Annotated in this window: 28 protein-coding genes; 27 read left to right on the top strand and 1 reads right to left on the bottom strand. The window is 43.0% G+C overall.

From position 1 onward, the window contains the following. The first annotated feature begins 189 nt into the window (after window positions 1–189). The 25 genes from spoIVA (at window position 190) to RH061_RS15010 (ending at window position 23,435) form a co-directional block, all read left to right on the top strand. Window positions 190–1,668, top strand: a complete 1,479-nt coding sequence (gene spoIVA, locus RH061_RS15130; protein WP_311071362.1) for a stage IV sporulation protein A — start codon at window positions 190–192, stop codon at window positions 1,666–1,668. Window positions 1,669–2,170: 502 nt separating this feature from the next. Beyond that, the gene (locus RH061_RS15125; RefSeq protein ID WP_023627533.1) at window positions 2,171–2,443 is read left to right on the top strand and encodes an HU family DNA-binding protein; all 273 of its coding nucleotides are present in this window, start codon (window positions 2,171–2,173) and stop codon (window positions 2,441–2,443) included. 192 nt (window positions 2,444–2,635) lie between these two features. After that, window positions 2,636–3,202, top strand: a complete 567-nt coding sequence (folE, locus tag RH061_RS15120; protein WP_311071360.1) for a GTP cyclohydrolase I FolE — start codon at window positions 2,636–2,638, stop codon at window positions 3,200–3,202. A gap of 132 nt (window positions 3,203–3,334) precedes the next feature. Next, window positions 3,335–3,568, top strand: coding sequence for a trp RNA-binding attenuation protein MtrB (mtrB, locus tag RH061_RS15115; RefSeq protein WP_226085243.1), 234 nt, complete (start codon window positions 3,335–3,337; stop codon window positions 3,566–3,568). A gap of 268 nt (window positions 3,569–3,836) precedes the next feature. Continuing rightward, window positions 3,837–4,673, top strand: a complete 837-nt coding sequence (locus tag RH061_RS15110; RefSeq protein WP_311071358.1) for a heptaprenyl diphosphate synthase component 1 — start codon at window positions 3,837–3,839, stop codon at window positions 4,671–4,673. A 4-nt stretch (window positions 4,674–4,677) separates the two neighbouring features. Beyond that, a complete protein-coding gene (locus tag RH061_RS15105; RefSeq protein ID WP_311071356.1) occupies window positions 4,678–5,379 on the top strand; it encodes a demethylmenaquinone methyltransferase in 702 nt (233 codons plus the stop codon). Window positions 5,380–5,714: 335 nt separating this feature from the next. Further along, entirely contained in the window at window positions 5,715–6,677 is a 963-nt protein-coding gene (hepT, locus tag RH061_RS15100; RefSeq protein ID WP_311071354.1) for a heptaprenyl diphosphate synthase component II, read from the top strand. 90 nt (window positions 6,678–6,767) lie between these two features. After that, window positions 6,768–7,214, top strand: a complete 447-nt coding sequence (gene ndk, locus RH061_RS15095) for a nucleoside-diphosphate kinase (protein WP_102263408.1) — start codon at window positions 6,768–6,770, stop codon at window positions 7,212–7,214. Between the two features lie 166 nt (window positions 7,215–7,380). After that, on the top strand, window positions 7,381–8,154 hold the full coding sequence (locus tag RH061_RS15090; RefSeq protein WP_311076421.1) for a CheR family methyltransferase: 774 nt from the start codon (window positions 7,381–7,383) through the stop codon (window positions 8,152–8,154). Between the two features lie 247 nt (window positions 8,155–8,401). After that, window positions 8,402–9,574 carry a chorismate synthase gene (gene aroC / locus RH061_RS15085; RefSeq protein WP_311071351.1) on the top strand — a complete coding sequence of 391 codons (1,173 nt, stop codon included), beginning with the start codon at window positions 8,402–8,404 and terminating at the stop codon, window positions 9,572–9,574. A 2-nt stretch (window positions 9,575–9,576) separates the two neighbouring features. Next, complete coding sequence (gene aroB / locus RH061_RS15080; RefSeq protein ID WP_311071350.1) at window positions 9,577–10,671, top strand: 3-dehydroquinate synthase; 1,095 nt, start codon at window positions 9,577–9,579, stop codon at window positions 10,669–10,671. After that, window positions 10,664–11,020, top strand: coding sequence for a chorismate mutase (gene aroH, locus RH061_RS15075; protein ID WP_311076420.1), 357 nt, complete (start codon window positions 10,664–10,666; stop codon window positions 11,018–11,020). The genes aroB and aroH overlap by 8 nt, the downstream gene beginning before the upstream one ends. A 107-nt stretch (window positions 11,021–11,127) precedes the next feature. Beyond that, the gene (gene hisC, locus RH061_RS15070) at window positions 11,128–12,231 is read left to right on the top strand and encodes a histidinol-phosphate transaminase (protein WP_311071348.1); all 1,104 of its coding nucleotides are present in this window, start codon (window positions 11,128–11,130) and stop codon (window positions 12,229–12,231) included. A 13-nt stretch (window positions 12,232–12,244) separates the two neighbouring features. Beyond that, window positions 12,245–13,351, top strand: a complete 1,107-nt coding sequence (locus tag RH061_RS15065; protein ID WP_311071347.1) for a prephenate dehydrogenase — start codon at window positions 12,245–12,247, stop codon at window positions 13,349–13,351. 17 nt (window positions 13,352–13,368) lie between these two features. Next, entirely contained in the window at window positions 13,369–14,661 is a 1,293-nt protein-coding gene (gene aroA / locus RH061_RS15060; RefSeq protein WP_311071344.1) for a 3-phosphoshikimate 1-carboxyvinyltransferase, read from the top strand. Between the two features lie 139 nt (window positions 14,662–14,800). After that, a complete protein-coding gene (locus RH061_RS15055) occupies window positions 14,801–15,706 on the top strand; it encodes a hypothetical protein (RefSeq protein ID WP_311071343.1) in 906 nt (301 codons plus the stop codon). A gap of 52 nt (window positions 15,707–15,758) precedes the next feature. After that, complete coding sequence (locus RH061_RS15050; protein ID WP_311071342.1) at window positions 15,759–17,024, top strand: tetratricopeptide repeat protein; 1,266 nt, start codon at window positions 15,759–15,761, stop codon at window positions 17,022–17,024. A gap of 42 nt (window positions 17,025–17,066) precedes the next feature. Next, window positions 17,067–17,621 (top strand): ReoY family proteolytic degradation factor, encoded by a 555-nt coding sequence (locus tag RH061_RS15045; RefSeq protein ID WP_167831360.1) that lies wholly within the window; start codon window positions 17,067–17,069, stop codon window positions 17,619–17,621. 766 nt (window positions 17,622–18,387) lie between these two features. After that, window positions 18,388–18,843 carry a YpiF family protein gene (locus RH061_RS15040; protein WP_311071341.1) on the top strand — a complete coding sequence of 152 codons (456 nt, stop codon included), beginning with the start codon at window positions 18,388–18,390 and terminating at the stop codon, window positions 18,841–18,843. 155 nt (window positions 18,844–18,998) lie between these two features. Next, on the top strand, window positions 18,999–19,505 hold the full coding sequence (locus tag RH061_RS15035; protein WP_311071339.1) for a QcrA and Rieske domain-containing protein: 507 nt from the start codon (window positions 18,999–19,001) through the stop codon (window positions 19,503–19,505). A gap of 3 nt (window positions 19,506–19,508) precedes the next feature. Beyond that, window positions 19,509–20,183: a menaquinol-cytochrome c reductase cytochrome b subunit gene (gene qcrB, locus RH061_RS15030; RefSeq protein ID WP_023627553.1), complete on the top strand. Its 675-nt coding sequence runs from the start codon at window positions 19,509–19,511 to the stop codon at window positions 20,181–20,183. A gap of 67 nt (window positions 20,184–20,250) precedes the next feature. Beyond that, window positions 20,251–21,009, top strand: coding sequence for a menaquinol-cytochrome c reductase cytochrome b/c subunit (locus RH061_RS15025; RefSeq protein ID WP_311071336.1), 759 nt, complete (start codon window positions 20,251–20,253; stop codon window positions 21,007–21,009). A gap of 217 nt (window positions 21,010–21,226) precedes the next feature. After that, window positions 21,227–21,823: a lipoprotein heptaprenylglyceryl N-acetyltransferase LhaT gene (lhaT, locus tag RH061_RS15020; RefSeq protein WP_311076418.1), complete on the top strand. Its 597-nt coding sequence runs from the start codon at window positions 21,227–21,229 to the stop codon at window positions 21,821–21,823. A 75-nt stretch (window positions 21,824–21,898) separates the two neighbouring features. Then, the gene (gene ypjB / locus RH061_RS15015) at window positions 21,899–22,696 is read left to right on the top strand and encodes a sporulation protein YpjB (RefSeq protein ID WP_311071335.1); all 798 of its coding nucleotides are present in this window, start codon (window positions 21,899–21,901) and stop codon (window positions 22,694–22,696) included. A 61-nt stretch (window positions 22,697–22,757) separates the two neighbouring features. Beyond that, on the top strand, window positions 22,758–23,435 hold the full coding sequence (locus tag RH061_RS15010) for a zinc metallopeptidase (protein WP_311071333.1): 678 nt from the start codon (window positions 22,758–22,760) through the stop codon (window positions 23,433–23,435). A 78-nt stretch (window positions 23,436–23,513) separates the two neighbouring features. On the opposite strand, the gene RH061_RS15005 is transcribed toward RH061_RS15010, so the two are convergent. Next, window positions 23,514–24,386: a YitT family protein gene (locus RH061_RS15005; protein WP_311071332.1), complete on the bottom strand. Its 873-nt coding sequence runs from the start codon at window positions 24,384–24,386 to the stop codon at window positions 23,514–23,516. Between the two features lie 300 nt (window positions 24,387–24,686). On the opposite strand from RH061_RS15005, the gene RH061_RS15000 reads away from it, so the two are divergent. Both RH061_RS15000 and dapB read left to right on the top strand, forming a co-directional pair. Beyond that, window positions 24,687–25,001, top strand: a complete 315-nt coding sequence (locus RH061_RS15000; protein ID WP_311076416.1) for a nucleotide pyrophosphohydrolase — start codon at window positions 24,687–24,689, stop codon at window positions 24,999–25,001. Window positions 25,002–25,015: 14 nt separating this feature from the next. Beyond that, window positions 25,016–25,816, top strand: a complete 801-nt coding sequence (dapB, locus tag RH061_RS14995; protein WP_311076414.1) for a 4-hydroxy-tetrahydrodipicolinate reductase — start codon at window positions 25,016–25,018, stop codon at window positions 25,814–25,816. Window positions 25,817–25,821 lie beyond the last annotated feature (5 nt).

Raw genomic sequence — 25,821 nt, 5'->3', positions numbered from 1 at the left:
CCTTAAAAAAGATATCAATTGTTCTCATATATGGGAATTGAAGGATTCTTTTGTGAAATCAAAATTAAGGGGGTAAAAAAATAAAAAATTGTCATATTGATATAGGACAACATCATAAATATATACTGTCCCAGATTACTAATTTGGATGAATTTATTCCCACTAACTCTATGATCGGGAGGGGATCACTTGGAAAAGGTAGATATTTTTAAGGATATTGCCGAGAGAACTGGCGGCGATATTTACCTGGGGGTTGTAGGTGCGGTCCGCACTGGAAAATCCACTTTTATTAAGAAATTTATGGAGCTGGTGGTTTTACCTAATATCAATAATGAGGCCGATAGAGCCAGAGCGCTTGATGAGCTGCCGCAAAGTGCAGCAGGTAAAACGATTATGACGACTGAACCAAAATTCGTGCCTAACCAGGCGGCATCTGTACATGTGGATGAAGGCCTGGATGTAAATATCAGGCTCGTTGATTGTGTGGGGTATACAGTTCCGGGAGCAAAGGGCTATGAGGATGAGAATGGGCCGAGGATGATCAACACGCCTTGGTATGAGGAGCCAATCCCTTTCCATGAAGCAGCTGAAATTGGAACAAGGAAGGTCATTCAGGAACATTCTACCCTTGGAGTCGTCATCACGACGGATGGGACAATTGGGGAAATCCCAAGACAGGATTACATTGAAGCAGAAGAGAGAGTAATTGAAGAACTCAAGGAAGTCGGCAAGCCGTTCATCATGGTCGTGAACAGTGCACAGCCTTATCATCCGAACACAGAAACATTGCGTGCCCAGTTAGCGGATAAGTACGATATCCCGGTACTGGCAATGAGTGTAGAAAGCATGCGCGAATCTGATGTATTGAGTGTCATGAGGGAAGCGTTATATGAATTCCCTGTGCTTGAAGTGAACGTCAACTTGCCAAGCTGGGTGATGGTCCTTCGGGAGAATCACTGGCTCCGTGAAAGCTACCAGGAAGCTGTCAAGGAGACGGTGAAGGACATTAAGAGGCTGCGCGATGTAGACAGGGTCGTACACCAATTCAGCGACTTTGAGTACATTGACAGGGCTGGACTTGCAGGAATCGAAATGGGCCAGGGTATTGCCGAAATCGATCTTTATGCACCAGATGACCTTTACGACGAGATCTTGAAAGAAATCGTGGGCGTAGAGATACGCGGTAAGGATCATTTGCTTGAATTGATGCAGGAATTCGCTTATGCAAAAACAGAATTTGATCAGATTTCTGATGCGCTTAAAATGGTTAAACAGACAGGATATGGAATTGCTTCTCCTTCATTGACGGATATGAGCCTTGAAGAACCGGAAATTATCCGCCAGGGAGCGCGTTTCGGTGTTCGTTTGAGAGCGGTAGCACCTTCAATCCATATGATCAAAGTGGACGTCGAATCTGAATTCTCGCCAATCATTGGCACAGAGAAACAAAGTGAGGAACTGGTTCGTTATCTGATGCAGGATTTCGAAGATGATCCGCTGTCAATCTGGAATTCGGATATCTTTGGAAGGAGCCTGAGTTCGATCGTCAGGGAAGGAATTTCCGCAAAGTTGAGCTTGATGCCTGAAAATGCACGTTATAAATTAAAAGAGACGCTGGAAAGAATCATCAACGAAGGTTCCGGTGGATTAATCGCAATCATATTATAATTGGACTCCTTTTGGGAGTCTTTTTGTTTGTCTTCCAAAAGGTATGAACTAGATCTCATCTATATTTTCAGCGAATATTGTTCTACTGATATAACTTACTACCAGTGAATTTATGAGATAATACCTTGAAACTTGCTTGAGAACCCAGGAGAAAAGACTTAAAATTCATTATATCATGTTTGATGGCAGCAGTTACGGGTAATAAATTAGGGTCAACATATTACAATTATGTTTCAAAGAAGAAAAGATTCCCATTATTTCTTGAAATTATCTTGATAAGAGGAAAACATTATGATAATCTTTTAACAGAATTAGCGTTGTTGCTTAAAAACCCTTATATAACAGGGTTTCAAGCGATTTTAGGTTTCTTTATCCTAGTTTTTTGCAAACTTAGATAATAAAATCTGCCAGCAACGTATAGAATTCACATGTTTTGTTTAGAAATGTAGTTAAGATGCTTAATTTCTGAGCAATGGGATCTCTTTGGGAGGAGGTGAATGGCATGAACAAAACAGAACTTATCAATGCAGTTGCAGAAGCTAGCGAGCTTTCTAAGAAAGATGCAACAAAAGCAGTTGACGCTGTTTTTGATTCAATCTTAAATGCATTAAAAGATGGGGACAAAGTACAATTAATCGGTTTTGGTAACTTCGAAGTTCGTGAGCGCGCAGCCCGTAAAGGTCGCAACCCACAAACTGGTGATGAAATCGAAATCTCTGCAAGCAAGGTGCCTGCTTTCAAACCAGGTAAAGCACTTAAGGATGCAGTGAAATAATTACATACGACGCACTGAGCGTATGCTAAACCCAAAAGGCCGCGACCTGTTCGCGGCCTTTTTCCTTTGGAGTTGAATATTAAGTTTTGCCTGCCGAGAATTGGTTATGCTAAGATGAAAATATTATAATCTAATAGTTGGTTAACTATGCAAGATTATGATGAGATTGATGGATCATAGGAGGAAACGCAGATGACAAACGTCAATCGTGCCCAGATCGAAGAAGCGGTACGTTTAATATTAGAAGCAGTCGGTGAAGACCCTAACAGGGAAGGGTTGCTGGATACTCCCAAGCGGGTCGCGAAGATGTATGAAGAAGTTTTCTCAGGGTTGAATCAAGATCCTAAAGAATATTTTGAAACCATTTTTGGCGAAGACCACGAGGAACTGGTTTTGGTCAAGGATATCCCTTTCTATTCAATGTGTGAACATCATCTAGTACCTTTCTTTGGCAAGGCGCATGTCGCATACATTCCGCGAGGCGGTAAGGTGACAGGCCTCAGCAAGCTTGCAAGAGCGGTGGAAGCTGTGGCTAAAAGGCCTCAATTGCAAGAAAGAATCACATCCACCATTGCGAATTCCATCATGGAGAAGCTGGATCCCCATGGTGTCATGGTAGTGGTAGAAGCTGAGCATATGTGCATGACAATGAGAGGCGTCAAAAAGCCAGGTTCAAAGACTGTTACATCTGCGGTAAGAGGAACCCTCGCCGAGGATGTAAACGCTAGAGCTGAAATTCTCTCATTGATCAAAGGGTAATGAATACTAAAGTAGCATGCAAAAGCGTCAAAGGCTGAAAGTAATTCTTTTAGCCTTTTGCTATATTATAAAAAACGAGCAAAACGAGTACATACCGAACACGACATATTCTTTCCTGTAAGGGGGATAATAATGGATAAGAAACAAAGCGTTAATACGGATTATGTAGTAATCAAGGCCATCGAGGATGGTGTGAATGTAATCGGTCTTACTAGAGGGACAGATACGCGATTCCATCATTCTGAAAAGCTAGACCAGGGTGAAGTGATGATTGCGCAATTTACAGAACACACTTCCGCTATTAAAATCAGAGGACACGCAAAAATAGTCACGCCTTTCGGTGAAATAGTAAGTGAGAAGAAGTAAATTGGTCCAAAACCAACTATTTTGTTACAAAATCAAGCTCAGTTCTTCGTAAAAAGTACTTAATTTATAATATCACGTTCATGTTTTTACTATTTGTGATATAATTGTCACTGCCTTGGAATGTTCGGTACAATTGCAAAAATAGTTATTTAGGCGCTTTTTTTATGTCTGTTTCAATATAAGCCAGCTATCTGTATATCGCAGGCTATCATGATTAAACAATTTTATGTTCGTCGCCGGCAATCCAACATAAATAAGGGGAACAAGGGTGATTTATTTGCTAGATTTACAAAACAAATTAGACGGCACCAGAGAGGTTCTTCTCGAAAAACTTTCACATCCTTATTTGCTGGAGCATGTAGAATCTCCTTTTATAGATGATGACCGGCTCTTGTTGCTTACTTCATTGATGGAACAGCAGGAAGTAAATCAGGAAAGAGCAAAGAACTATACAGTGACCACAATGCTCCTGCAAATCGCCCTTGATACCCATGAGCAGGTCCATAACTCACAATCAGGTGAAGAGGATGAAAGCCATAAGCGCCGTCAGCTGACGGTACTCGCCGGGATTTATTTCAGCGGCCTGTATTACAAGTTGCTGGCTGATGTGGATGATATAGAAATGATCAAGCTTTTGGCTTCTGGTGTAAAAGAAGTCAATGAGCAGAAAATCCTGTTGTATCAAAAGGAAGCCGAAGCGATCGATAAATTAATGGATAGTGTAAAATTGATTGAGTCGACTCTTTTAGGCAAGGTCGCCGATCATTTTAATGCGGCCGAATGGTTTGAATTCGCTTCTAATTGGCTTTTTGTCAAGAGGATGCTATCTGAAGAAACAAGTTTCATGAAATCTGGCAGCTCACTCGTTTTCAATGCACTGAAAAAGATCGCTCTGCCAAAAATGGACCAGAATTCAACAGAGCTTTCTTCGGAACAGCAAAAATACCTTTTATCAATTTGCACAAGATATATTGAATTTTCAATGACAAAGATCGATGCAGCGTTTAAAAAGCTGCCAGGGATGAACAGTTTGCTGATGGAACGGTTAGACCTGATTGCAGGGCAGCATCAGACCATGTCTAAAAAATTCGCGGAAGAAGGGTAATGAAATGCAGCAATCAAAAGAACAACGTGTTCATGGAGTCTTTGAAAAAATCTATGAGAATTACGATCAAATGAATTCTGTCATCAGTTTTCAGCAGCATATTAAATGGCGCAATGACACAATGAAAAAGATGAACGTCCAAAAGGGAGCTAAAGCATTGGATGTATGCTGCGGTACCGCTGATTGGACGATCGCGCTTGCGGAAGCTGCCGGAAAAGATGGTGAAGTGGTCGGGCTCGATTTCAGCAAAAACATGTTGAAAATTGGCGAGGAAAAATTGCAGGCCCGTAGCCTGGACCAGGCAACTCTAATCCATGGGAACGCAATGGAGCTCCCATTTGAGGATAACAGCTTCGATTATGTAACGATTGGTTTTGGTTTGAGGAATGTGCCTGATTACAATCAGGTTCTGCGTGAAATGCACAGAGTGCTTAAACCTGGCGGGATGGCAGTATGCCTCGAAACGTCCCAGCCTACAATGCCAGGATTTAAGCAAGCATACCGCTTATATTTCAGGTTTGTCATGCCGATGTTCGGCAAACTGTTCGCGAAGAGCTATGATGAGTATTCCTGGCTGCAGGAATCCGCAAAAGACTTCCCTGGGATGAAGGAACTTGCCAAGATGTTCTCCGACGCAGGGTTCGTCAATGTCGAATATAAGCCATACAGCGGCGGGGTAGCAGCCGTGCATATCGGCCGGAAATAAAAAGAGTGCACACGCACTGCTCAGCAGACTGCGCCTTGATTGGTTTCCCAGGGGAACCAATCGGAGCCCGAGCGCTGAAACTGGTTCGATTTCCAGGCAAAAACATTCTGCTTACAGATAAAATAGACCATGGCTGTCCTTTTCTTTTTCGCTCGGCAAGGAAGGTCAGCCTGTTTTAGTTTAGGGTTATCTCTTGCAAGGAAATCATGAAAACAACAAAGTATACTATAAGAGCCATCATAAAAGAAATCTCCTCATTGCATTGAGGCTGCCGCGAGGAAAATGCTGAACGTGCACCAATGGATATCGAGGATGTAAAAGCTGGGTGGATTAATATGAAGATGAAGTTATTATATACATATTTGAATTCTGATTTGACATTGATAGAAAGAGAACTGGAAGAAGCAATCCAGGCGGATTCCCAGCTGCTAAGACAGGCAAGCCTGCACTTGCTGAAAGCTGGCGGGAAACGGATCAGGCCTGTTTTTGTATTGCTTGGAGGAAAATTCGGTGATTATGACATCGATCTAATTAAGGATGTCGCAGTTTCCCTGGAACTAATCCATATGGCCTCCCTGGTACATGATGATGTCATCGACGATGCTGAATTGCGTCGGGGACAGGCGACAATCAAAGCAAAATGGGACAATAAGATTGCGATGTATACTGGAGATTATATTTTTGCCAGAGCGTTGGAATTGATGACGGATATAAATAATCCGACTGCACACCAGATACTCTCAGATACAATCGTCGAACTAAGTATTGGCGAAATTGAGCAGATAAAAGATAAATACAACTTTGACCAAAATCTGCGTAATTATTTGCTGCGGATCAAACGGAAGACAGCCCTTCTAATTGCCGCAAGCTGTCAGCTGGGTGCCGTGGTATCAGGCGTACCTGAGGAGGACCATCGTAAATTATATAAGTTTGGCTATTATGTCGGTATGTCCTTCCAAATTACAGATGATGTGCTTGATTTCACGGGTACAGAAAAGGAACTTGGGAAGCCGGCTGGCGGGGATCTTCTCCAGGGGAACGTGACTCTTCCGGTTTTGTATGCCATGCAGGATGAGTCAATCAAGAACCGAATCCGGACTGTCCATGAAGGCATGTCAAGAGAAGAGCTTAATGAGATACTTAAACTTGTCCAGGAGTCCGGTGCAATTGAAAAATCACTGGCGATCAGTGACCGTTACCTTGATAAAGCACTTGAAATCCTTGAAGAGCTGCCATCTAATAGAGCAAAGAAGTCATTGCGCGATATCGCTAAATTCATTGGAAAACGTAAGTATTAGCAAGTTGCGAATTTTTCAAAAAAATGATACTATTTCTAAGGATTGCTTTGTAAGCGGTTCACATACATATATGAATTAGGAGTGGAACTCATGGAAAAGACTTATTTGATGGTGAAACCTGACGGAGTACAGCGTAACCTGATCGGTGAAGTTGTAGCTCGTTTTGAAAAGAAAGGCTTCCAGCTAGTTGGAGCAAAACTTATGAACATCCCTAGAGAGCTTGCTGAAGAGCACTACGGCGAACATAAAGAGCGTCCATTCTTCGGTGAATTGGTAGATTTCATCACTTCTGGCCCAGTATTCGCTATGGTATGGCAGGGAGAGAACGTGATTTCTACTGCACGCCAGATGATGGGTGCAACAAACCCTAAGGATGCAGCTCCTGGAACAATCCGCGGAGACTTCGGCGTAACTGTAGGCAAGAACGTCATTCACGGTTCAGACTCACCAGAAAGCGCAGAGCGTGAAATCGGACTATTCTTCAAGCAAGAAGAACTGGCTGAATACAGCAAACTAATCAACGAGTGGGTTTACTAAGAAAAGCGTAAGCGCATAATATTTTAAATAGACTCCGGACACTTGTGAATAGCAAGTGTCCTTTTTCTTTTCAGTCAAATGTCATGAAAAATATCTCACTTCTGTATGCTATTTTTCGATATAATGAAATTGTCCAACTTTTCTAGTACCGAGAAGGAGCAAAATGATGCCGCAAGACTATGAACAATTTATCTCGAAAATCTATCAGAAGACTGGTATAAACCTTGCTCTATACAAAGAAGCACAAATGAAGAGAAGGTTGACTTCACTCTACCAAAAGAAAGGCTACTCATCTTTCAAGGAATTTTTCCAGGCTCTGGACAAAGACAAGCAGCTTATGAACGAATTTTTGGATCGCATGACAATCAATGTATCCGAGTTTTATAGAAATGCAAAAAGATGGGAAGTCCTCGATCAATCAATCCTTCCGGAGTTGTTAAGCAAAAATTCGACACTGAAAACCTGGAGTGCAGCCTGCTCTACAGGGGAAGAGCCTTATACATTATCGATGGTGCTTTCGAAACATATCCCATTATCGAAGATTCAAATACTGGCTACAGACATTGATGAAAATGTTTTGGCAAAAGCCAAGCGCGGAGTTTATTCAGAAAGGTCATTGAATGAAGCTCCTAAGGAAATGGTGAAAAAGTTTTTTCAGCAGGATGGTTCTTACTACACTGTAGGAGATGAAATTAAGAAGACTGTTACCTTTAAAAAACAAAATTTGCTCGCCGACCATTTCGGCGGACCATTTGACTTAATTGTTTGCCGCAACGTCCTCATTTATTTTACAGAGGAAGCCAAGGAAAGCATATATCAAAAATTCAGCGCAGCATTAAGGCCGGGTGGGATTTTATTTGTAGGAAGCACTGAACAAATCTTCAACCCTGGCACATATAACTTTGAAACTGCAGATACTTTCTTTTACAGAAAGAAATAATAGGAGGAGCCGGGTATTCCGTGCTCCTTCTTGTTTTTGCCTTAATAAAGGGAGTTCACGGAAAATGCCCTGGATTTCCGGGAAACTGCTGATTCGGGGATTGTTTTTTGCGAGTCGACAGGCTTCATGATAAAATGGCTTCATTCTTAAAAAAGAATAATACATATTTCGAAATTTTTAATTTATTTATCAGTAACGGTATGATATAGTAAAACAAATCCTTTAGCGAGTTGAAGGGAGAAAGCGTATGAGATATTTAACGGCTGGAGAATCACATGGACCGCAGCTAACAACCATCATAGAGGGGATGCCAGCAGGCGTGCCGCTTATAGCAGAAGATATAAATAAAGAGCTTGCGCGCAGGCAGAAAGGCTATGGCCGCGGAAGAAGGATGCAGATTGAAAAGGATCAGGTGCAGATCACATCAGGGATTCGGCATGGGTATACATTAGGCTCGCCGATCGCGCTGGTTGTAGAAAATAACGATTGGAAGCATTGGACCGGGATCATGGGACAAGAGCCGCTGGATGACCAATCCTCTGACGAAGTGAAGAGGAAGATTTCCCGTCCGCGACCAGGTCATGCAGACTTAAATGGCGCGATTAAATATGGACATCGCGATATGAGGAATGTCCTTGAACGTTCGTCTGCAAGGGAAACGACTGTCAGGGTGGCAGCAGGCGCCGCGGCAAAAAAATTGCTGTCATTGCTGGGAATTGAATTGGTGGCCCATGTTGTCGAAATAGGCGGGGTTGTAGCTGAGAAGCAGGATTTCGTTTCACTGGAACAGCTTAAAGAAGTAACGGAAGCTTCCCCGGTCAGATGCTTCGATCCAGATGCAGGAACAAAAATGATGGCAGCGATTGATGATGCCAAGCAAAATGGAGACTCTATTGGCGGTGTCGTCGAGGTGATTGCCGAGGGCATGCCAGCAGGAGTTGGCAGCTATGTTCATTATGACCGTAAGCTTGATGGCAAGCTTTCTGCGGCCATAATGAGCATCAATGCTTTCAAAGGCGTTGAGATCGGAATTGGCTTTGAAGCGGCCAGAAAGCCTGGCAGCCAGGTGCATGATGAAATAGCCTGGGAAGAGGGACAGGGTTACTACCGGAAAACGAACCGGCTTGGAGGTCTAGAAGGAGGGATGACAACGGGTATGCCAATCGTTGTCCGCGGGGTAATGAAACCAATCCCGACTCTATACAAACCGTTGATGAGTGTTGATATTGACTCAAAAGAACCTTTTGCAGCGAGTATTGAACGATCTGACGCCTGTGCTGTACCTGCGGCTGCTGTGGTTGCGGAAAGTGTGGTTGCCTGGGAGCTAGCCTCAGCAATCGTCGATCAATTCTATGCTGATCGATTTGACACACTGAAAGCATCAATCGAAGAGCAAAGAAGGACTGCGAGGGAGTTTTAAAGATGCAGCAAGTGAAGATCCATACAAGTTCAAAAACCTATCCTGTCTATATTGGGAAGGGTGCTATTCAACAATTGAGGAGCATTATTCATGGTGCTGAAGACCAGTATACAACGATCATGGTCATTACTGATGAAACGGTCGCCAAACACCATTTGCATACGTTTCGAGAACAAACTGGTCTGGAGAGGGTTTTCGAAAAGGTCGTACCGTCAGGAGAAAAAGCGAAAACCTTCGATGTTTATCAAGATTGTCTTACTTCAGCACTTGAAAATAAACTTGACCGAAAGTCACTGATCCTCTCCTTTGGCGGCGGGGCAGTGGGAGATTTAGCAGGTTTTGTCGCCGCGACTTATATGAGGGGAATCCGCTTCATACAAGTCCCCACTACTATACTTGCCCATGATAGTGCGGTGGGAGGCAAGGTGGCGATCAACCATCCATTAGGCAAGAATATGGTAGGAGCATTCCATCAGCCCGAAGCTGTCGTTTATGATCTTGGCTATCTTAAGACACTTCCTGAAAAAGAATTGCGATCCGGCTTTGCCGAAGTCATAAAACACTCATTAATAAGCGATGAAAACTTCTATTTCTGGCTTATGGAAGGGATCCAGTCATTGAGTGGAATGACTGATCCACAGATGCTTGAGTTTTTGACAAGGGGCGTTCAAATCAAAGGTGGGGTCATTGCAGAGGACGAGAAGGAAAACGGAGTACGCGCGTTTTTGAACTTCGGTCACACGCTTGGTCACGCGATTGAAGCAGAGGCTGGTTTTGGCGAGGTGACACACGGGGAAGCTGTTGCAATCGGAATGCTATTTTCGCTTAAGTTAAGCATACAATTGCTTGGACTCGATTTTAATATAAAAGCATTCAAGCTCTGGCTCAAGAGTCTAGGATATGAAACCTCCATCCCAGCCGGTATTTCAAATGAGCGGCTGCTGGAGAGAATGAAACAGGATAAGAAAACTGTTAATGGTGCAATTCGTTTCGTTTTACTCGAGAAGATCGGACTTCCTGTGCTTAAGGAAGTAGAGGAAACAGTATTGTTGATGAACCTGAAGAAGTTTGCTGAAGAGGAGGAGTATGATGATTAGGGGTGTAAGAGGAGCTATTACAGTAAAAGACAATGATGAGCAAGAAATCATTTCTGCTGCTGAAAGACTTTTAAAAGAAGCAATATCCTCCAATGATATAGCGCCGAATGATGTTGCTTCGATTTTCATTTCTGCTACTGATGATATTGATGCAGCCTTTCCGGCAAGGGCATTACGAAATTTAGATGGCTGGACATATGTTCCGGTCATGTGCATGCAGGAATTATCTGTTCCCGGCTCGCTGCAGAAGTGTATCAGAATCATGGTCCATTTCAACACTGAAAAAACACAGAAAGAAATCCAGCATATATACCTTGAAGAAGCTGCTGGACTTAGACCGGATTTATAAAACTTTTATACTTTTTCTGTTGCGCCAAAAAGTGTATGATAAATACATGTTCTTTATAACTTTAATTAGATAATGAATTAAAGAGTAGAATAGTCGAGGTGGATAAGATGAGATGGAAAGAGCAGCTTTTAAAGCTAAAGCCGTACCAGCCTGGAAAGTCGATCAGTGAGGTGAAAAGGCAGTATGGTTTAACCGAGATTGTCAAACTGGCATCAAATGAGAATCCATTTGGTTCTTCAGAAAAAGTGGAAAATGTAATTGCAGGCTATGCCGGTAAGTTTTCAATGTATCCTGATGGTTATGCAACCGAACTTCGTACTCATTTAGCAGACCATTTAGGTGTAAAGGAAGGCCAGGTCATTCTTGGCAATGGATCGGATGAAATTATCCAGATGATTGCCCGTGGGCTTCTTAAACCCGGAACAAAAACTGTGATGGCAGCTCCCACATTTCCACAGTATAAACATAATGGAATTATCGAAGGCTGTGAAATAACGGAGATCCCATTAATTGACGGTGCACATGATCTGGATGAGATGGCCGCTGCCATTGATGAACGGACATCGGTTGTCTGGTTATGCTCTCCGAATAATCCAACGGGCATTTATATCAAAGAGGAAGAGCTGACAGCATTTATGGCACGTGTACCAAGCGATGTGCTTGTCGTTCTTGATGAGGCCTACTATGAATATGTGACCGCAGAAGATTATCATGATTCATTGCGGTTGCTCAAACAATATAAAAATTTAATTATCCTGAGAACTTTCTCGAAAATATACGGTCTTGCCAGCTTCAGAGTTGGGTATGGAATTGCTCACGAAGAAACAATTACAGCACTTGAGCCTGTAAGGGAGCCTTTTAATGTAAACACCTTGGCGCAAGCCGCGGCAATTGCAGCTCTAATGGACCAGGAGTTTGTGGATGGATGCAAAAAGGAAAACAGGGCTGGATTAGAGCAGTTTTACCAATTTTGTGATAGGGCTGGATTGACATATTATCCGTCACAGGGAAACTTTATCTTGATCGATTTTAAAAAGGACGGTCAGGAGGTATTCCAATTCCTGCTTGAAAGAGGCTATATCGTCCGTTCAGGTACAGCACTTGGATTTCCTACATGTGTAAGGATTACAATTGGCTCAAAAGAACAGAATCAAGGTTTAATTCAGGTCATCAAAGAATATTTGAGTGTGGATACTGTATTAAATAAATAAGGGTGTGGACTGTATGGAAGGCCGCGTATTGATCATTGGGCTTGGTTTGATTGGCGGCTCTCTGGCAATGTGTATCAAGGAAGAGCATCCGAAGGCAGAACTGATCGGCTTTGATGCTGACGTAAATCAAATGGACATCGCCATGATGCTCGGAGTCATTGACCGGGCAGCAGGGAGTATTGAAAGAGAAGCAACGATGGCGGACTTAATCATTATAGCGACCCCGGTGCAGACTACTGGAAGTATTATTGAATGTTTGGCTGGATTGCAGCTGAAAAAAGAAGTCATCGTAACCGACACAGGCAGTACGAAAGCTTACATTTCGAAGAAGGCAACTTGCCTGAGTGAAAAAGGAATAAACTTCATCGGCGGCCATCCCATGGCTGGTTCTCACAAAAGCGGAGTAGCCGCAGCCAAGAAAATCCTCTTTGAAAATGCATTCTATCTTCTTACACCTGAAACTGTGGTCAGTAGAGAGACGGTAGATCGATTGAAGAAATGGCTCTCCGGCACACGGGCCAAGTTTCTCGATGTATCACCTGAAGAGCATGATTTTCTAACAGGGGTGGTCAGCCATTTCCCGCATATCATAGCTGCCTCCCTCGTCCATCAGGCGTCAAGGGCTGATGAGGGGAATCCGCTCATCAATCGTTTGGCTGCCGGCGGGTTCAGGGATATAACACGGATCGCTTCAAGCAATCCGCGGATGTGGAGAGACATTCTACTCCAGAACCGGGAAGTCCTTATATCTTTATTGTCTGACTGGCAGGATGAAATGGGACGGGTAAAAGAATTATTGGTTACCAATGATCGAGAGAGCATCTTTGAATTCTTTGATTCAGCCAAAAAGTTCCGGGATGGCCTGACTGTGAGTGATAAAGGTGCAATTCCCAGCTTTTATGATTTGTTTGTAGATGTCCCTGACTATCCAGGTGTAATTTCTGAAATCACTGGATATCTAGCAGTTGAAGACATCAGTATAACGAATATAAGAATCATTGAAACTCGTGAAGATATCTACGGGGTACTGGTGATCAGTTTCCAGACGCCCGACGACCGTGCCAGAGCAAAAGAATGTATTGGAAAAAACACAGACTATGAAATGTCTGTTGCAGAGTAGACTTAAGGAGCAGAATTATGTCAGTTAAAACTCTTTTAACAAATAGGACCTCTTTGGAGGGGCAAGTTAAAGTACCTGGTGATAAATCTATCTCGCACAGAGCAGTCATGTTCGGGTCACTAGCCGACGGAATCACCCGGATTGAAAACTTCCTGCCCGGAGAAGATTGTTTAAGCACTATTTCCTGCTTCCGGCAGCTCGGTGTTGAAATTATCCAGAATGGAAGCGATGTGACGGTCAAAGGAAAAGGTACGGATGGGCTGAACAAGCCTGAGGAAACGCTGTATGTCGGAAATTCGGGAACAACCATACGGCTGATGATGGGAATTCTTTCAGGTTTGCCATTTAAATCCACTCTTGAAGGCGATGAATCGATCGCCAGAAGGCCGATGACCAGAGTGACTCTTCCACTCGCTAAAATGGGAGCCAGGATTATGGGCAGGAACAATGGAGAATTCACCCCGCTGACAGTAGAAGGCCAAAAATTAACCGGAATTACATATGAACTGCCGATAGCAAGTGCGCAGGTGAAGTCAGCGATCCTGCTAGCAGGGCTTCAGGCTGAAGGCGAGACTGTAGTAATAGAACCAGTGAAAACAAGGGACCATACAGAACGGATGATCAAGCAATTTGGCGGAGAAGTCGAACGCAATGGGGATGCCGTAAAGGTAACCGGAGGGCAATTGCTAAAGGGCACTGAGATAAATGTTCCTGGTGACATTTCATCTGCCGCCTTTTTTCTAGTCGCAGGAGCAGTTGTTCCAGGCAGTGACATCATTCTGCGAAATGTTGGCCTAAATCCAACAAGAACAGGTATAATCGATGTGCTAAAAGCGATGGGAGCCGATTTCTCGATCGATGCTTATGAGGGTGAATCAGCAGAACCAGCTGGAGATATTAGAATCAAACATTCCAAATTAAAAGGTACGATCATTGAAGGTGACCTGATTCCTCGTTTAATTGATGAAATTCCGGTCATTGCCCTTCTTGCAACTCAGGCCGAAGGAAAAACGGTCATAAAGGATGCAGGGGAATTAAAGGTAAAGGAAACAAATCGGATTGATACCGTGGTCAATGAACTGAAGAAACTTGGAGTAGAGATAGAGGCTACAGATGATGGCATGATCATTCAAGGGCAACAAGGCCTGGATGGAGGCACTGTATCTGCACACGGGGACCACCGGATTGGGATGATGCTGTCTATCGCCGCCCTTCTTTGTAAAAGGGATGTCGTCCTTGAGCAAAGTGAATCAATCGCCGTTTCTTACCCGGGATTTTTTGAAGATTTGTATTCCTTGTTGGGAAAATAGCATAGTTTTGTTCTTAAGGAAGGCCAATCATGAGCAATGGATGGCCTTCTGTCTATTTATACGGTAAATCAAGTAAAACTGCGTTATATTCTCCCGATTTCAGCATAGTTTGTCATAAGACCGATAAAGGAGTGGTTTTATGGCATACATTATAGAAAATGTCCACCTCATGAAGGGACAAGCCTTCACCGATATGAGTATGCTGGTAGAGGGCCAGCGAATCATATCTGCAGCGTCCCAATTTGATCGCTATAACTATATGAGGATGGATGCGGACACCTATGTTATGACCCCGACTCATGTCCTCTTTGATCCGAATCTCCCTGTAAAAGAGTCTTTTAAAGAGAGAAAAGAATATTACATGAAAAATTTCATCTTGAAGGGCAGCAACGTTGTTTTCACTACAGTAAAAATCCAATTCGAACGGCAGCTGGAAGAAAAGCTTAAGCAGGCGAAAAGTGATTTGTTGGACAGCCCAATCGATTTTGTCCTGGGGGTCAGCATCCCCCCGCGCCTTTTGAATCCTGGATTTATCCGGAAGTGCAAAAAACTTAAAATCCCAGCGATCTTTCTGGAAATTGACGAATTCGACAACTTAAAGACGATGCCTTGGGGATGGATCAAGGAAGCGCTTTTTCCTTATAACTGTCCGATCATTCCGGTCTTTCCTGAAAGCAAGCATAAAAAGGGAAGGCAGATACAGCTCGATACCTGGAGTGATTTGATGAAAAAAGAGAAGGTTCCCGCGGTGCATGATGACTTGTCGAACCCTGGCCCCGTGTCAAGGTCGGTTCTAAAGAAAACAGGAATCTTCCCAGCGAAATCCAATCTGCACAATGGCGGGGAACTCAGCTATAATCTATACAATATCAACGCGGATACAAAACATCGTGATGAACACGGATTGTTTTTCCAATCGAAGCATCTTGCAGTCACTGTTGATAAGGGGAGAGTGATTCGTGCAGGGAGTGAGGTTTATTATCGGCCAGGAAAGGGAGAGAATGTTATAATTAGGACACCAGGATTTTTTACAGATAATTATTAAAGGCTTTTTTCGTATTGATTGCGAAGCCTGAAGTGAAGATAGGATGATAGAAATGGTCGAAGTAAAAGAGATAACAAATTATATTGAAAATGGTCAACTTGAAAAAGCAATGGCTGCCTATAAGGAAATTCTTGAAAAAGGCAGCGACGAGGAAAAATTCTTACTTTCCGAGGAGCTATTCCGTTTCGGTTTTATGGAAGAAACAGGGGCTTTGATTGAAAGTTTATTGAAGAATTATCCCGATGAAGGTGAACTCCATGTGTTGCTCGCCGAAACCCAGATTGAAATGGGCAATGAGGAAGAGGCCATGCTTACGCTTGAAAGAGTAAATGAAAATGATCCTTCTTTCCCTCAAGCGCTGCTTCTATTGGCTGACCTGTATCAGATGGAGGGTCTGTTTGAAGTAAGCGAAAAGAAGCTTCATGAAGCTAAAAGGATTTTATCGGATGAGCCTGTGATTGACTTCGCTTTAGGTGAGCTATACGCTCACCAGGGAAAATTGGTTGAAGCGATTCAGTATTATGAAACCGTTCTTAAGACACATGAGGAAATTGGCGGAGTGAACATCAATCAGAGATTGGCAGAAGCTTTAAGTGCGGGCGGATCGTTTGAGGAAGCTCTCCAATTTTATGAAAAAGCGCTTGAGCAAAAACTGGAAAATAATACTTTGTTCGGTTTTGCTTTTACAGCGTTGCAGGCAGGCTATAATAAAACAGCGATCGAGAAATTCGAGGAACTTAAGGCTCTTGACCCTGAATATCACTCCCTTTACCTTTATCTGGCCAAAGCCTATGAGCGAGAAGAAATGGTAGAAGAGGCGTTCGAAGCTGTAAAACAGGGAATCGATCAGGATGAATTCAATAAAGATTTATATTTTTATGGCGGCAAATTGGCCCTTAAAATCCCCGATGAAGAAGCAGCTGAAAAATTGCTTCGAGAATCAATTGCCATTGACCCGGGGTTCATGGAAGGGGTCCTTGTCCTTAATAAACTGCTCCTCAAGCAGGAACGCTATGAGGATGTGCTGGAACTGGTGCGGGCAGCTGATATCCACGAAGAGGAAGAGGAACCTCAGATTTTGTGGGATGAGGCAGTAGCTTACCAGCAAATTGAAGATTTTTCACAGTCATTAAACAAATACCAACTAGCATATACTTTCTTTAAAGACAACAAAGAATTTTTGACAGACTACGGATATTTTTTAATTGAAGAAGGAAAAATGGCCGACGCTGCCGAAATTTTTAGTAAGTTAGTTGAAAAAGAACCTGGCAATGAAGAATTCCGTGAGTTATTGGAACGCTTGACGGAGAATCAGTAATTTCAACACAAAAATTGAGTTATGCAGAGGAGGGATTCAAAAATGACAACCCCTGTATCTGTCAACGAGAAAAAGGATTTTATTCGCTGGTTTTTGAACCATTATCAGCTTAAAAGGCGGGAATGCGTTTGGATCCTTAACTACTTGATGAGCCATGACCAGCTGATGGAAAAGGTGCACTTTGTGGATAATGCACAGTATTGTCCAAGGGGATTAGTGATGTCGACCCATTGCGTCGATGAAGTGCCATTCAGGTTCTTCAAAGAAAACGTGATGACGACGGATGCAGAAAAGTCGTTCCACGACATTCGTCTGAACAGAGAAGAAGAAATTTACATCCAATTGAATTTCCACGCTTCAAACAAAGCCCACCAGTTTGCGGCCGTACTGGAAGAAAACCCATACGTTCCAGGCCAGCTCCAAATCAGCGAAAGTGACAAGATGGTAGCAGAAAGATTCCTTGAAGAAAGTATCCAAAAGTTCCAAAAAGACAAACTGCTCACCATGATCGATGAAGCACTGGACAGCCAGGACCAGAAAGCTTTTGAACAACTTACAGAACAATTAAAAAGATTGGGCACAGTCAATTCGTTATAGCTTGCTATTGATAGCAGGCTTTTTATTTTGGCTTTTTTGGCGAGGAAGTACCCTTTCGTGATGAACGGTACCCTTATAGAGTGAGAGTTGGTAGCATAAGGGTGTCTATCGTCAAGAATGGTACCTTTATAGAGGGAGAATTGGTAGCATAAGGGTGTCTATCGTCAAGAACGGTACCTTTATAGAGGGGAAAATGGTAGCATAAGGGTGTCTATCGTCAAGAACGGTACCCTTATAGAGTGAGAGTTGGTAGCATAAGGGTGTCTATCGTCAAGAACGGTACCCTTATAGAGGAAGAATTGGTTGCATAAGGGTGTCTATCGTCAAGAACGGTACCCTTATAGAGGGAGAGATGGTTGCATAAGGGTGTCTATCGTCAAGAATGGTACCCTTATAGAGGAAGAATAGGTTGCATAAGGGTGTCTATCGTCACGAACGGTACCCTTATAGAGTGAGAGTTGGTAGCATAAGGGTATCTATCGCCACCAACGGTACCCTTATAGAGGAAGAATAGGTTGCATAAGGGCACCTTTGCCTCGACTTCTGACAAAGTGTATAGGTTGTAACCCATGTTACTCCGGCCAGCTTCACGGGGGAAGCTGCGCTTTTGGCTCAATCACGATCAAATCCCGGTACCCTCCTAAAGTTGATACCCAATCCCTCTCAACCCCAACATACGATTCGAAAACTGATTTTAATCATGATATTATATAGAATGGATGTAGAAGGGACCTTTTGTCCGAAAAAGAATGATGGAGTTGGTGTTATGAAATGGGTGGCAGCAGATGTAGAAATGTACCAGAAAGCTGCTGAGTATGTTGACACAGTGATCGTCCCGCTTTTGCCGGTTTCTTTTGGTGATGACATGAAACAAAATGCTTCGATGGCGGAATTCATTGGGATACTTACATCACAGCTGGAGAAGCAGTTTCGCGGAAGGATCTTCCTTTTGCCTGACTTTGTATACATAAAGGAAAATGAGGGAAGTTTGAATGCCCTTAAGGACTGGGAGAACACTCTATTGGACAAGCAATTCAAACATATTTTTTATGTGACGTCCGACAGCCGCTGGAGGCAGCAGGAGAAAGAGCTGACGGGAAATGTCCTATGGCTTCCTTCCTTGTCGTTGGAGCATATGCAGGAACAGCAGAAAGTTGCCATTGTGGATGATCAGGTGAAGCAATTATTATCTTTGTTTACAGAGAAATGGGAAGAAGAATAATTCTATGTTATTTTTATCACTGCAAAAAATGTTTTCAACATAGTATTATATTGATTTTGTAATGAGATTGATATATCATGGTTATGTCCTAGTTTTAAAATGTGTTTAAATTATGTCCGTTGGGGACTTAACTTGGGAATAGAGGGGGGAATAGCGTGAGTAAGCATCGTGTTTCAAGACGTCAATTCTTAAACTATACTCTAACAGGTGTAGGCGGTTTCATGGCTGCAGGGATGCTGATGCCAATGGTTCGATTTGCCGTCGATCCTGTACTTAAGGGTGAAGATGCGGGAGATTTTATCGCGACTCCATTGAAGATCGCAGAAATCACAAATGAACCGCAAAAAGTCAACTTTTCATTCACACAAAAAGATGCATGGTATGAATCCGAAGAAACTGGAACTGCTTGGGTGTTCAAGAACGAAGGCGGGGAGATTGTTGCCCTGTCACCGGTATGTAAACACCTTGGTTGTGTCGTAGACTGGAATACGGATAAGAAAAATCCGAACATGTTCTTCTGTCCATGCCACTACGGCCTTTACGAAAAGGACGGTACAAACGTGCCGGGCACACCGCCGTTGGCACCATTGGATGTATATCCAACAAAAGAAAAAGACGGGTTCCTTTATGTAGGAAAAGCCGAACCACGAAAGGGGGCGTAATCTTTGTTAAACAAAATTTACGATTGGGTAGATGAGCGTTTAGATATTACGCCTTTGTGGCGCGATATCGCAGACCATGAGGTTCCTGAGCACGTTAACCCGGCGCACCACTTTTCTGCGTTCGTGTATTGCTTTGGCGGTCTGACGTTTTTCATCACTGTCATTCAGATTCTATCCGGGATGTTCCTGACAATGTATTACGTACCGGATATCAAGAATGCTTGGGAATCTGTTTATTATCTTCAAAACCAGGTAGCATTTGGACAAATCGTCCGCGGTATGCATCACTGGGGTGCGAGCCTTGTAATCGTTATGATGTTCTTACATACGCTTCGCGTGTTCTTCCAGGGCGCTTATAAGAAACCTCGTGAATTGAACTGGGTTGTCGGAGTTTTGATTTTCTTCGTCATGCTGGCTCTTGGCTTAACAGGCTACTTGCTTCCATGGGATATGAAAGCATTGTTCGCAACTAAGGTTACATTGCAAATTGCAGAGGCTGTTCCATTGATCGGGCCTTACATTAAGACATTACTTTCCGGACATTCAACGATCGTTGGTGCTCAAACCTTGACTCGTTTCTTCGCGATCCACGTATTCTTCCTGCCTGCTGCACTTTTAGGCTTGATGGGAGCGCACTTCCTGATGATTCGTAAGCAAGGTATTTCTGGTCCATTGTAAAATTCGAATGAAAATATTGTGCGAATACTGATTCGCCAATGATACGGAAAAAGGAGGGGATTGCTCGATGCATCGTGGTAAAGGTATGAAGTTCGTAGGAGACTCTCGTGTCCCTGCAGAACGTAAGCCTAATATTCCGAAAGATTACTCGGAATACCCTGGCAAAACGGAAGCGTTTTGGCCAAACTTCCTATTGAAGGAATGGATGGTTGGTGCTGTCTTCCTCATCGGATACTTGAGCTTGACTATTGCTCACCCGTCTCCGCTTGAGAGGATTGCCGATCCTACTGACACAGCGTATATTCCATTGCCAGACTGGTATTTCTTATTCTTATATCAATTGCTTAAATATTCCTATGCTTCCGGTCCGTACACAGTAATCGGGGCATTGGTTATCCCGGGTCTTGCGTTTGGAGCGCTTATGCTGGCTCCATTTATTGACCGCGGCCCAGAACGCCGTCCATCAAAGCGTCCGCTTGCAACCGGATTTATGTTGTTGTCGATCGCTTCAATCTTCTACCTTACTTGGGAATCTGTTGCCCACCATGACTGGGAAGCAGCCAAGAAACAGGGACAGATTGTGGATGTCGAAATCGACAAAAACTCTGATGGATATAAAATTGCTCAAGCGCAAACTTGTACTTCATGCCATGGCGGTGAACTTGCCGGTGGGGCTGCAGCGCCAAGTTTGCTGGATACAAAAATGAGTGCAGAAGAAATCGCTGACGTTGCCAAGAACGGTAAGGGAAGCATGCCTGCAGTCTTCAAAGGAACGGACGAAGAACTTCAGACACTTGCTGAATTCATCGATGGCCTTAGCGAGTAATATTACAAAGAACCTGTAAGGTAACTTGCAGGTTCTTTTTTGTGCAGATTGCAGTCACTTAGACTTGGGAATCCTCGATCCATACGAAATGAACACTTTACAGGGAATGAAGTAATACATACAGGATTTAATGAAAACAAATAAGGAAAACTTGGATTATTTTCTACAAACTGTAATAATAGTGATAGAAAACTTGGGAATGGAGATAGTCAAGATGATAAAAAGATTATACCCTTTACTAGGGAACAGGTCCGTACTGTGGCTGTTATTTTGGGTGAATGTTTTAGGGACTGCTTACGGGTACTACTGGTACAAATGGCAGCTTATCGATACACCACCGCGTTTTCTTCTTTTCGTCCCGGATAGTCCAACCGCAAGCTTGTTCTTTGTCTTCGTTTTAGGGGCATTCCTGATGGGGAGAAATTGGCCCTTAATGGAAGCGTTGGCTATCGTAAGCTTAGTCAAGTACGGCCTTTGGGCAGTAGTTATGAACTTAATGGTTTTCTTTGTTTCAGGACAGCTCGATTGGATTGGGCTCATGCTGATGGCCTCTCATTTTGCGATGGCGGTGGAAGGTGTGTTATACGCTCCTTTTTATCGGATAAAAGCATGGCATCTGATTGTCGCTGCAGTTGTCGTTCTTCATAATGAAATCATTGATTATGTTTTTGGAATGATGCCAAGGTACCACACGCTAGATTTATATATGGATCAAATAGGGTATTTTACCTTCTGGCTGAGTATTTTCTCAATTGCTATTGGCTATTATTTCGGTCTGAGGCCTGAGCGATTCTCCCTTTCGCTAAAAAGATGAAGATAACCCTTTAATTTTGGTCTAACCTTGTCCACCCTCTCATACATTTTAATAGTATTTAGAGGGGGGACAGGAATGAGAGCAAAATATCTATTATTCTTTACGGTGCTTTTATTATTGATCGCACCGTTCGCAGCATATGCAGAACCAAAGTCGCCTGTTGAGGAACTGGACAATATATCAGACCAAGCTTTACAAATGGTCAAGCTTCACCGATATGATGATGCAAACAGATTGTTAAATCATTTCTCAGAAGAATTCCTTGCAGTCGCAGGGGATGGTCGTCCATTTTCTATGGATGAATTGCGGATTATTACTGTAGCACATGATGAAGCTGTCGAAGCAGTGGCTAACACTGACTTGGGACATGCTGAAAGGATGAACAGGGTTACAAAATTCAGGCTTGTGATTGATGCTATTGCCTCCACTCACCAACCGCTTTGGACTGAGATGGAGGGACCTATCATGACGGTCTTCAATGATATGAAGGCTGCTGCATACGAAGGAGATAATGATGGATTTCATTCGAATCTTAATTCATTCCTGTCATTGTACAATGTCATTTATCCAAGCATGAAGATTGACATCACACCGGAAAGAATCCAAAAGGTTGATGCTAAAATCAGCTTTATCGACCAGTATCGGCCACAGGTTCTGGAAGCAGCCTCCAGCCAGGAAGAACTGGAAGCACTTGAGTCGGACCTGCAGAATATCTTTGATGATATGACGGAGGATGAAGCGGATCCGTCACTCTGGTGGGTAATGATTTCTACTGGAAGCATCATCATTCTTACATTGTCCTATGTGGGATGGAGAAAATATAAAGGGGACAATGATAAAAAAAGAAATGTGCAAAAAGAACATAAGAATTGACACTGTATTCTAGTATTTATAAAATAGTGATAACATCATGAGATGTAAGGGGAGGTACTAGATGTCTACGTTAATTTATTTTGCGCTTATTATTTTGATCCCATTATGGGCTCAATTCAAGGTAAAAGGAGCATACAAGAAATATTCACAGGTCGCTTCTTCATCCCAAATGACGGGCGCAGAAGTGGCCCGTAAAATACTTGATGATAACGGTTTATACAATGTTGGTGTCGAGGAAACCAGGGGTTACCTGAGTGATCACTATGATCCGCGTTCAAAGGTTGTCCGTTTATCTTCAAATAACTTTTTCGGCCATTCAGTCGCAGCAGCTGCAATTGCTGCTCACGAAGTAGGCCATGCGATTCAGGATGCTGAGGACTATTCTTTCCTTCGTTTCCGTCATGCGCTTGTTCCGGTGGCGAATCTGGGTTCGAACTTTTCATGGATCCTGATCCTGATTGGGATTTTTGCTCAATTAAGCGGATTGCTTTTACTTGGTATCCTTTTCATGGCCGCTGCTGTTGTGTTCCAACTGGTTACTCTGCCGGTCGAATTTAACGCATCAAACCGGGCGATGGACCAAGTGGTGTCAGCCGGAATCATCAGAAATGATGAAGAAAGAGAAACGAAAAAAGTACTGAATGCCGCTGCTTTAACATATGTAGCAGCAGCAGCTGTTGCAGTGCTTGAACTTGTTCGACTAGTAATGATTTACACAGGGATGACTAGTGAAGATTAAGAAAAAAATCCGGACATGTCCGGATTTTTTTTATGCCCTGATTTATTTCAACCTTGGCTGGTATTAACATTCTTGATTCTATCTTTCCAAAGGCAGCTTATTTTCATCAAGCGTAAAACCTTCACCAAGTACATCATGGACCACTGTAACCGACACAAATGCGTGTGGATCGACTGAATTAATGACACTTTTCAATCGGACGATTTCGTTCTTGGCAACCACGCAGTATAAAACATCTCTTTCAGCTTTTGTGTAAGAGCCGACAGCTTTCAGGCTGGTGACACCCCGGTCCATTTCTTTCATGATTTTGGCTGCGATATCCTCATTTTTTTCCGAAATAATCATGGCTCCTCTTGCAGCGTATGCACCTTCCTGCATAAAGTCGATCACCCTGGCTCCCACGAAAACGACTACGAGCGTATACATGGCCTCCCTGTAGTTCAGATATGTAAGAAGGGAAAGTGTTATTACGCCAAAGTCGAACATGAACATTGTCCGGCCCATCGTCCATCCAAAATATTTCTGTGCGAGTCTTGCAATAATGTCGACTCCACCTGTTGTTCCGCCGTAACGGAAGATGATACCCAGGCCGATCCCGATGAACACGCCCGCAAACAAGGCAGCTAAAAATAGGTCTTCATATAAAGGCATTTCAATTTGATATTTTTGGAATATAGCCAGGAAGATGGAAACACCTACAGTGCCTATGATTGTATAAATGAATACATTCCGGCCAAGCAGCTTCCAGCCTATAAAAAACAGCGGCAGGTTTAATAATAAGTTCGTAATCGAAGGAGACCATCCAAATACGAAATAAAGCAAGAGGGTGATTCCGGTGAATCCACCTTCTGCCAGGTTATTCTGCATATTGAAATGGACGAGGCCAAATGAAAAAATAGCCGCACCAAGCAAAATGAAAAAGATGTTTTTGATTCTTAAGCCGTTGAGCACGTTGAATTCCTCCCAAATAGTACGACTAAACTTACCTTGTAAAGCGCTTATATTATATAAAATATAACCAACAAGGGCAATCTTTTACAGGAGGGACTGGAAGAGTCGGAATTTTCCATGATTCTTCTCCCGTAACGTTTCGGCTTTACATCGTGATATTAAGCTATATTGCTTTTATGCCCATAAATAGTTTGAAATAAAAATATTTGTCAAAGCACCTTCATTAAGCTAACATCGATATAGATAACGTTCATCATACATATTAAAGGTTGGGTGAGTTTCTTGAGTGAAAATAAAACGATGAAAGAACTCCAGCAGGAAGTGGATGCTTATATTAGCCAGTTTAAAGAGGGTTACTTCAGTCCGCTAGCTTTGACTGCTCGCATGACCGAGGAGCTCGGGGAGCTGGCTCGCGAGGTAAACCACTATTATGGCGAGAAGCCGAAGAAAAACGATGAAAAAGAAAAGACAATTGAGGAAGAGTTGGGAGATATGCTATTTGTTATGATTTGTTTTGCCAACTCATTGAATATAGACCTGGAAGAAGCACATAACATTGTCATGAAAAAGTTCAATACAAGAGACAAAGACCGCTGGACGAGAAAAGACAGTTAAAGGAGACAGGAATGATGGAAAAAGTAAAAATAGTCATTGCAGGACCACGTGGAAGAATGGGAAAAGAGGCTGTCAATCTCGTACTGGGAACAGAAGAATATGAACTCTCAGGAGTTGTTGACAGAAAATATGAAGGAAAGAAAATTGGGGACCTTGACGGTTTTCCTGAGAGTGATGCCCTAATATATACGGATTTTGAGAAATGTCTCCAGGAAGTGGAGCCGGATGTATTGATCGATCTGACGACACCTGAAGTCGGCATGTTTCACACAAGGACTGCTTTGAAATATAAAGTTCGACCAGTAGTAGGAACAACAGGGTTCAGCAAAGAGGACCTTGAAGAACTTGAACAGCTGTGCGCTGAACAGGAAACAGGCTGTATCATTGCTCCAAACTTTGCAGTCGGGGCAGTGCTGATGATGAAATTTTCACAAATGGCCGCAAAATACTTCAATGATGTAGAAATAATTGAACTGCACCATGATCAGAAGCTGGATGCGCCATCAGGTACAGCCGTAAAAACGGCCCAAATGATATCGGATGTTCGTGATCCTAAAAAACAGGGCCATGCTGACGAAAAGGAAACTATTCAGGGTGCACGCGGTGCGGATTATGAAGGAATGCATATTCACTCTGTCAGGCTGCCTGGACTGATTGCCCACCAGCAAGTGTTATTTGGCGCTGATGGACAAACATTGACGATACGCCATGATTCTTACAATCGAAGCTCCTTTATGTCTGGAGTAAAGCTTGCGGTGGATACAGTCATGAAAATGGATGCTTTTGTTTATGGATTAGAGAATATCATTGAATAGGGGAG

It is taken from the genome of Mesobacillus jeotgali (genome assembly GCF_031759225.1).
Lineage (GTDB): Bacteria > Bacillota > Bacilli > Bacillales > Cytobacillaceae > Mesobacillus > Mesobacillus jeotgali_B.
The sequence above is the reverse complement of the archived record's forward strand: the minus strand, read 5'-3'. Positions and strand labels throughout refer to the sequence as shown.

Coding starts and splice junctions, on each gene's coding strand:
- RH061_RS15045 (WP_167831360.1), top strand. CDS start 17,067: ATGACAACCCCTGTATCTGTCAACGAGAAAAAGGATTTTATTCGCTGG.
- hepT (WP_311071354.1), top strand. CDS start 5,715: ATGAAGATGAAGTTATTATATACATATTTGAATTCTGATTTGACATTG.
- aroA (WP_311071344.1), top strand. CDS start 13,369: ATGTCAGTTAAAACTCTTTTAACAAATAGGACCTCTTTGGAGGGGCAA.
- RH061_RS15055 (WP_311071343.1), top strand. CDS start 14,801: ATGGCATACATTATAGAAAATGTCCACCTCATGAAGGGACAAGCCTTC.
- RH061_RS15040 (WP_311071341.1), top strand. CDS start 18,388: ATGAAATGGGTGGCAGCAGATGTAGAAATGTACCAGAAAGCTGCTGAG.
- aroC (WP_311071351.1), top strand. CDS start 8,402: ATGAGATATTTAACGGCTGGAGAATCACATGGACCGCAGCTAACAACC.
- ypjB (WP_311071335.1), top strand. CDS start 21,899: ATGAGAGCAAAATATCTATTATTCTTTACGGTGCTTTTATTATTGATC.
- RH061_RS15065 (WP_311071347.1), top strand. CDS start 12,245: ATGGAAGGCCGCGTATTGATCATTGGGCTTGGTTTGATTGGCGGCTCT.
- RH061_RS15025 (WP_311071336.1), top strand. CDS start 20,251: ATGCATCGTGGTAAAGGTATGAAGTTCGTAGGAGACTCTCGTGTCCCT.
- RH061_RS15010 (WP_311071333.1), top strand. CDS start 22,758: ATGTCTACGTTAATTTATTTTGCGCTTATTATTTTGATCCCATTATGG.
- hisC (WP_311071348.1), top strand. CDS start 11,128: ATGAGATGGAAAGAGCAGCTTTTAAAGCTAAAGCCGTACCAGCCTGGA.
- ndk (WP_102263408.1), top strand. CDS start 6,768: ATGGAAAAGACTTATTTGATGGTGAAACCTGACGGAGTACAGCGTAAC.
- aroB (WP_311071350.1), top strand. CDS start 9,577: ATGCAGCAAGTGAAGATCCATACAAGTTCAAAAACCTATCCTGTCTAT.
- RH061_RS15050 (WP_311071342.1), top strand. CDS start 15,759: ATGGTCGAAGTAAAAGAGATAACAAATTATATTGAAAATGGTCAACTT.
- aroH (WP_311076420.1), top strand. CDS start 10,664: ATGATTAGGGGTGTAAGAGGAGCTATTACAGTAAAAGACAATGATGAG.
- mtrB (WP_226085243.1), top strand. CDS start 3,335: ATGGATAAGAAACAAAGCGTTAATACGGATTATGTAGTAATCAAGGCC.
- RH061_RS15125 (WP_023627533.1), top strand. CDS start 2,171: ATGAACAAAACAGAACTTATCAATGCAGTTGCAGAAGCTAGCGAGCTT.
- dapB (WP_311076414.1), top strand. CDS start 25,016: ATGGAAAAAGTAAAAATAGTCATTGCAGGACCACGTGGAAGAATGGGA.
- folE (WP_311071360.1), top strand. CDS start 2,636: ATGACAAACGTCAATCGTGCCCAGATCGAAGAAGCGGTACGTTTAATA.
- RH061_RS15000 (WP_311076416.1), top strand. CDS start 24,687: ATGAAAGAACTCCAGCAGGAAGTGGATGCTTATATTAGCCAGTTTAAA.
- RH061_RS15090 (WP_311076421.1), top strand. CDS start 7,381: ATGCCGCAAGACTATGAACAATTTATCTCGAAAATCTATCAGAAGACT.
- RH061_RS15105 (WP_311071356.1), top strand. CDS start 4,678: ATGCAGCAATCAAAAGAACAACGTGTTCATGGAGTCTTTGAAAAAATC.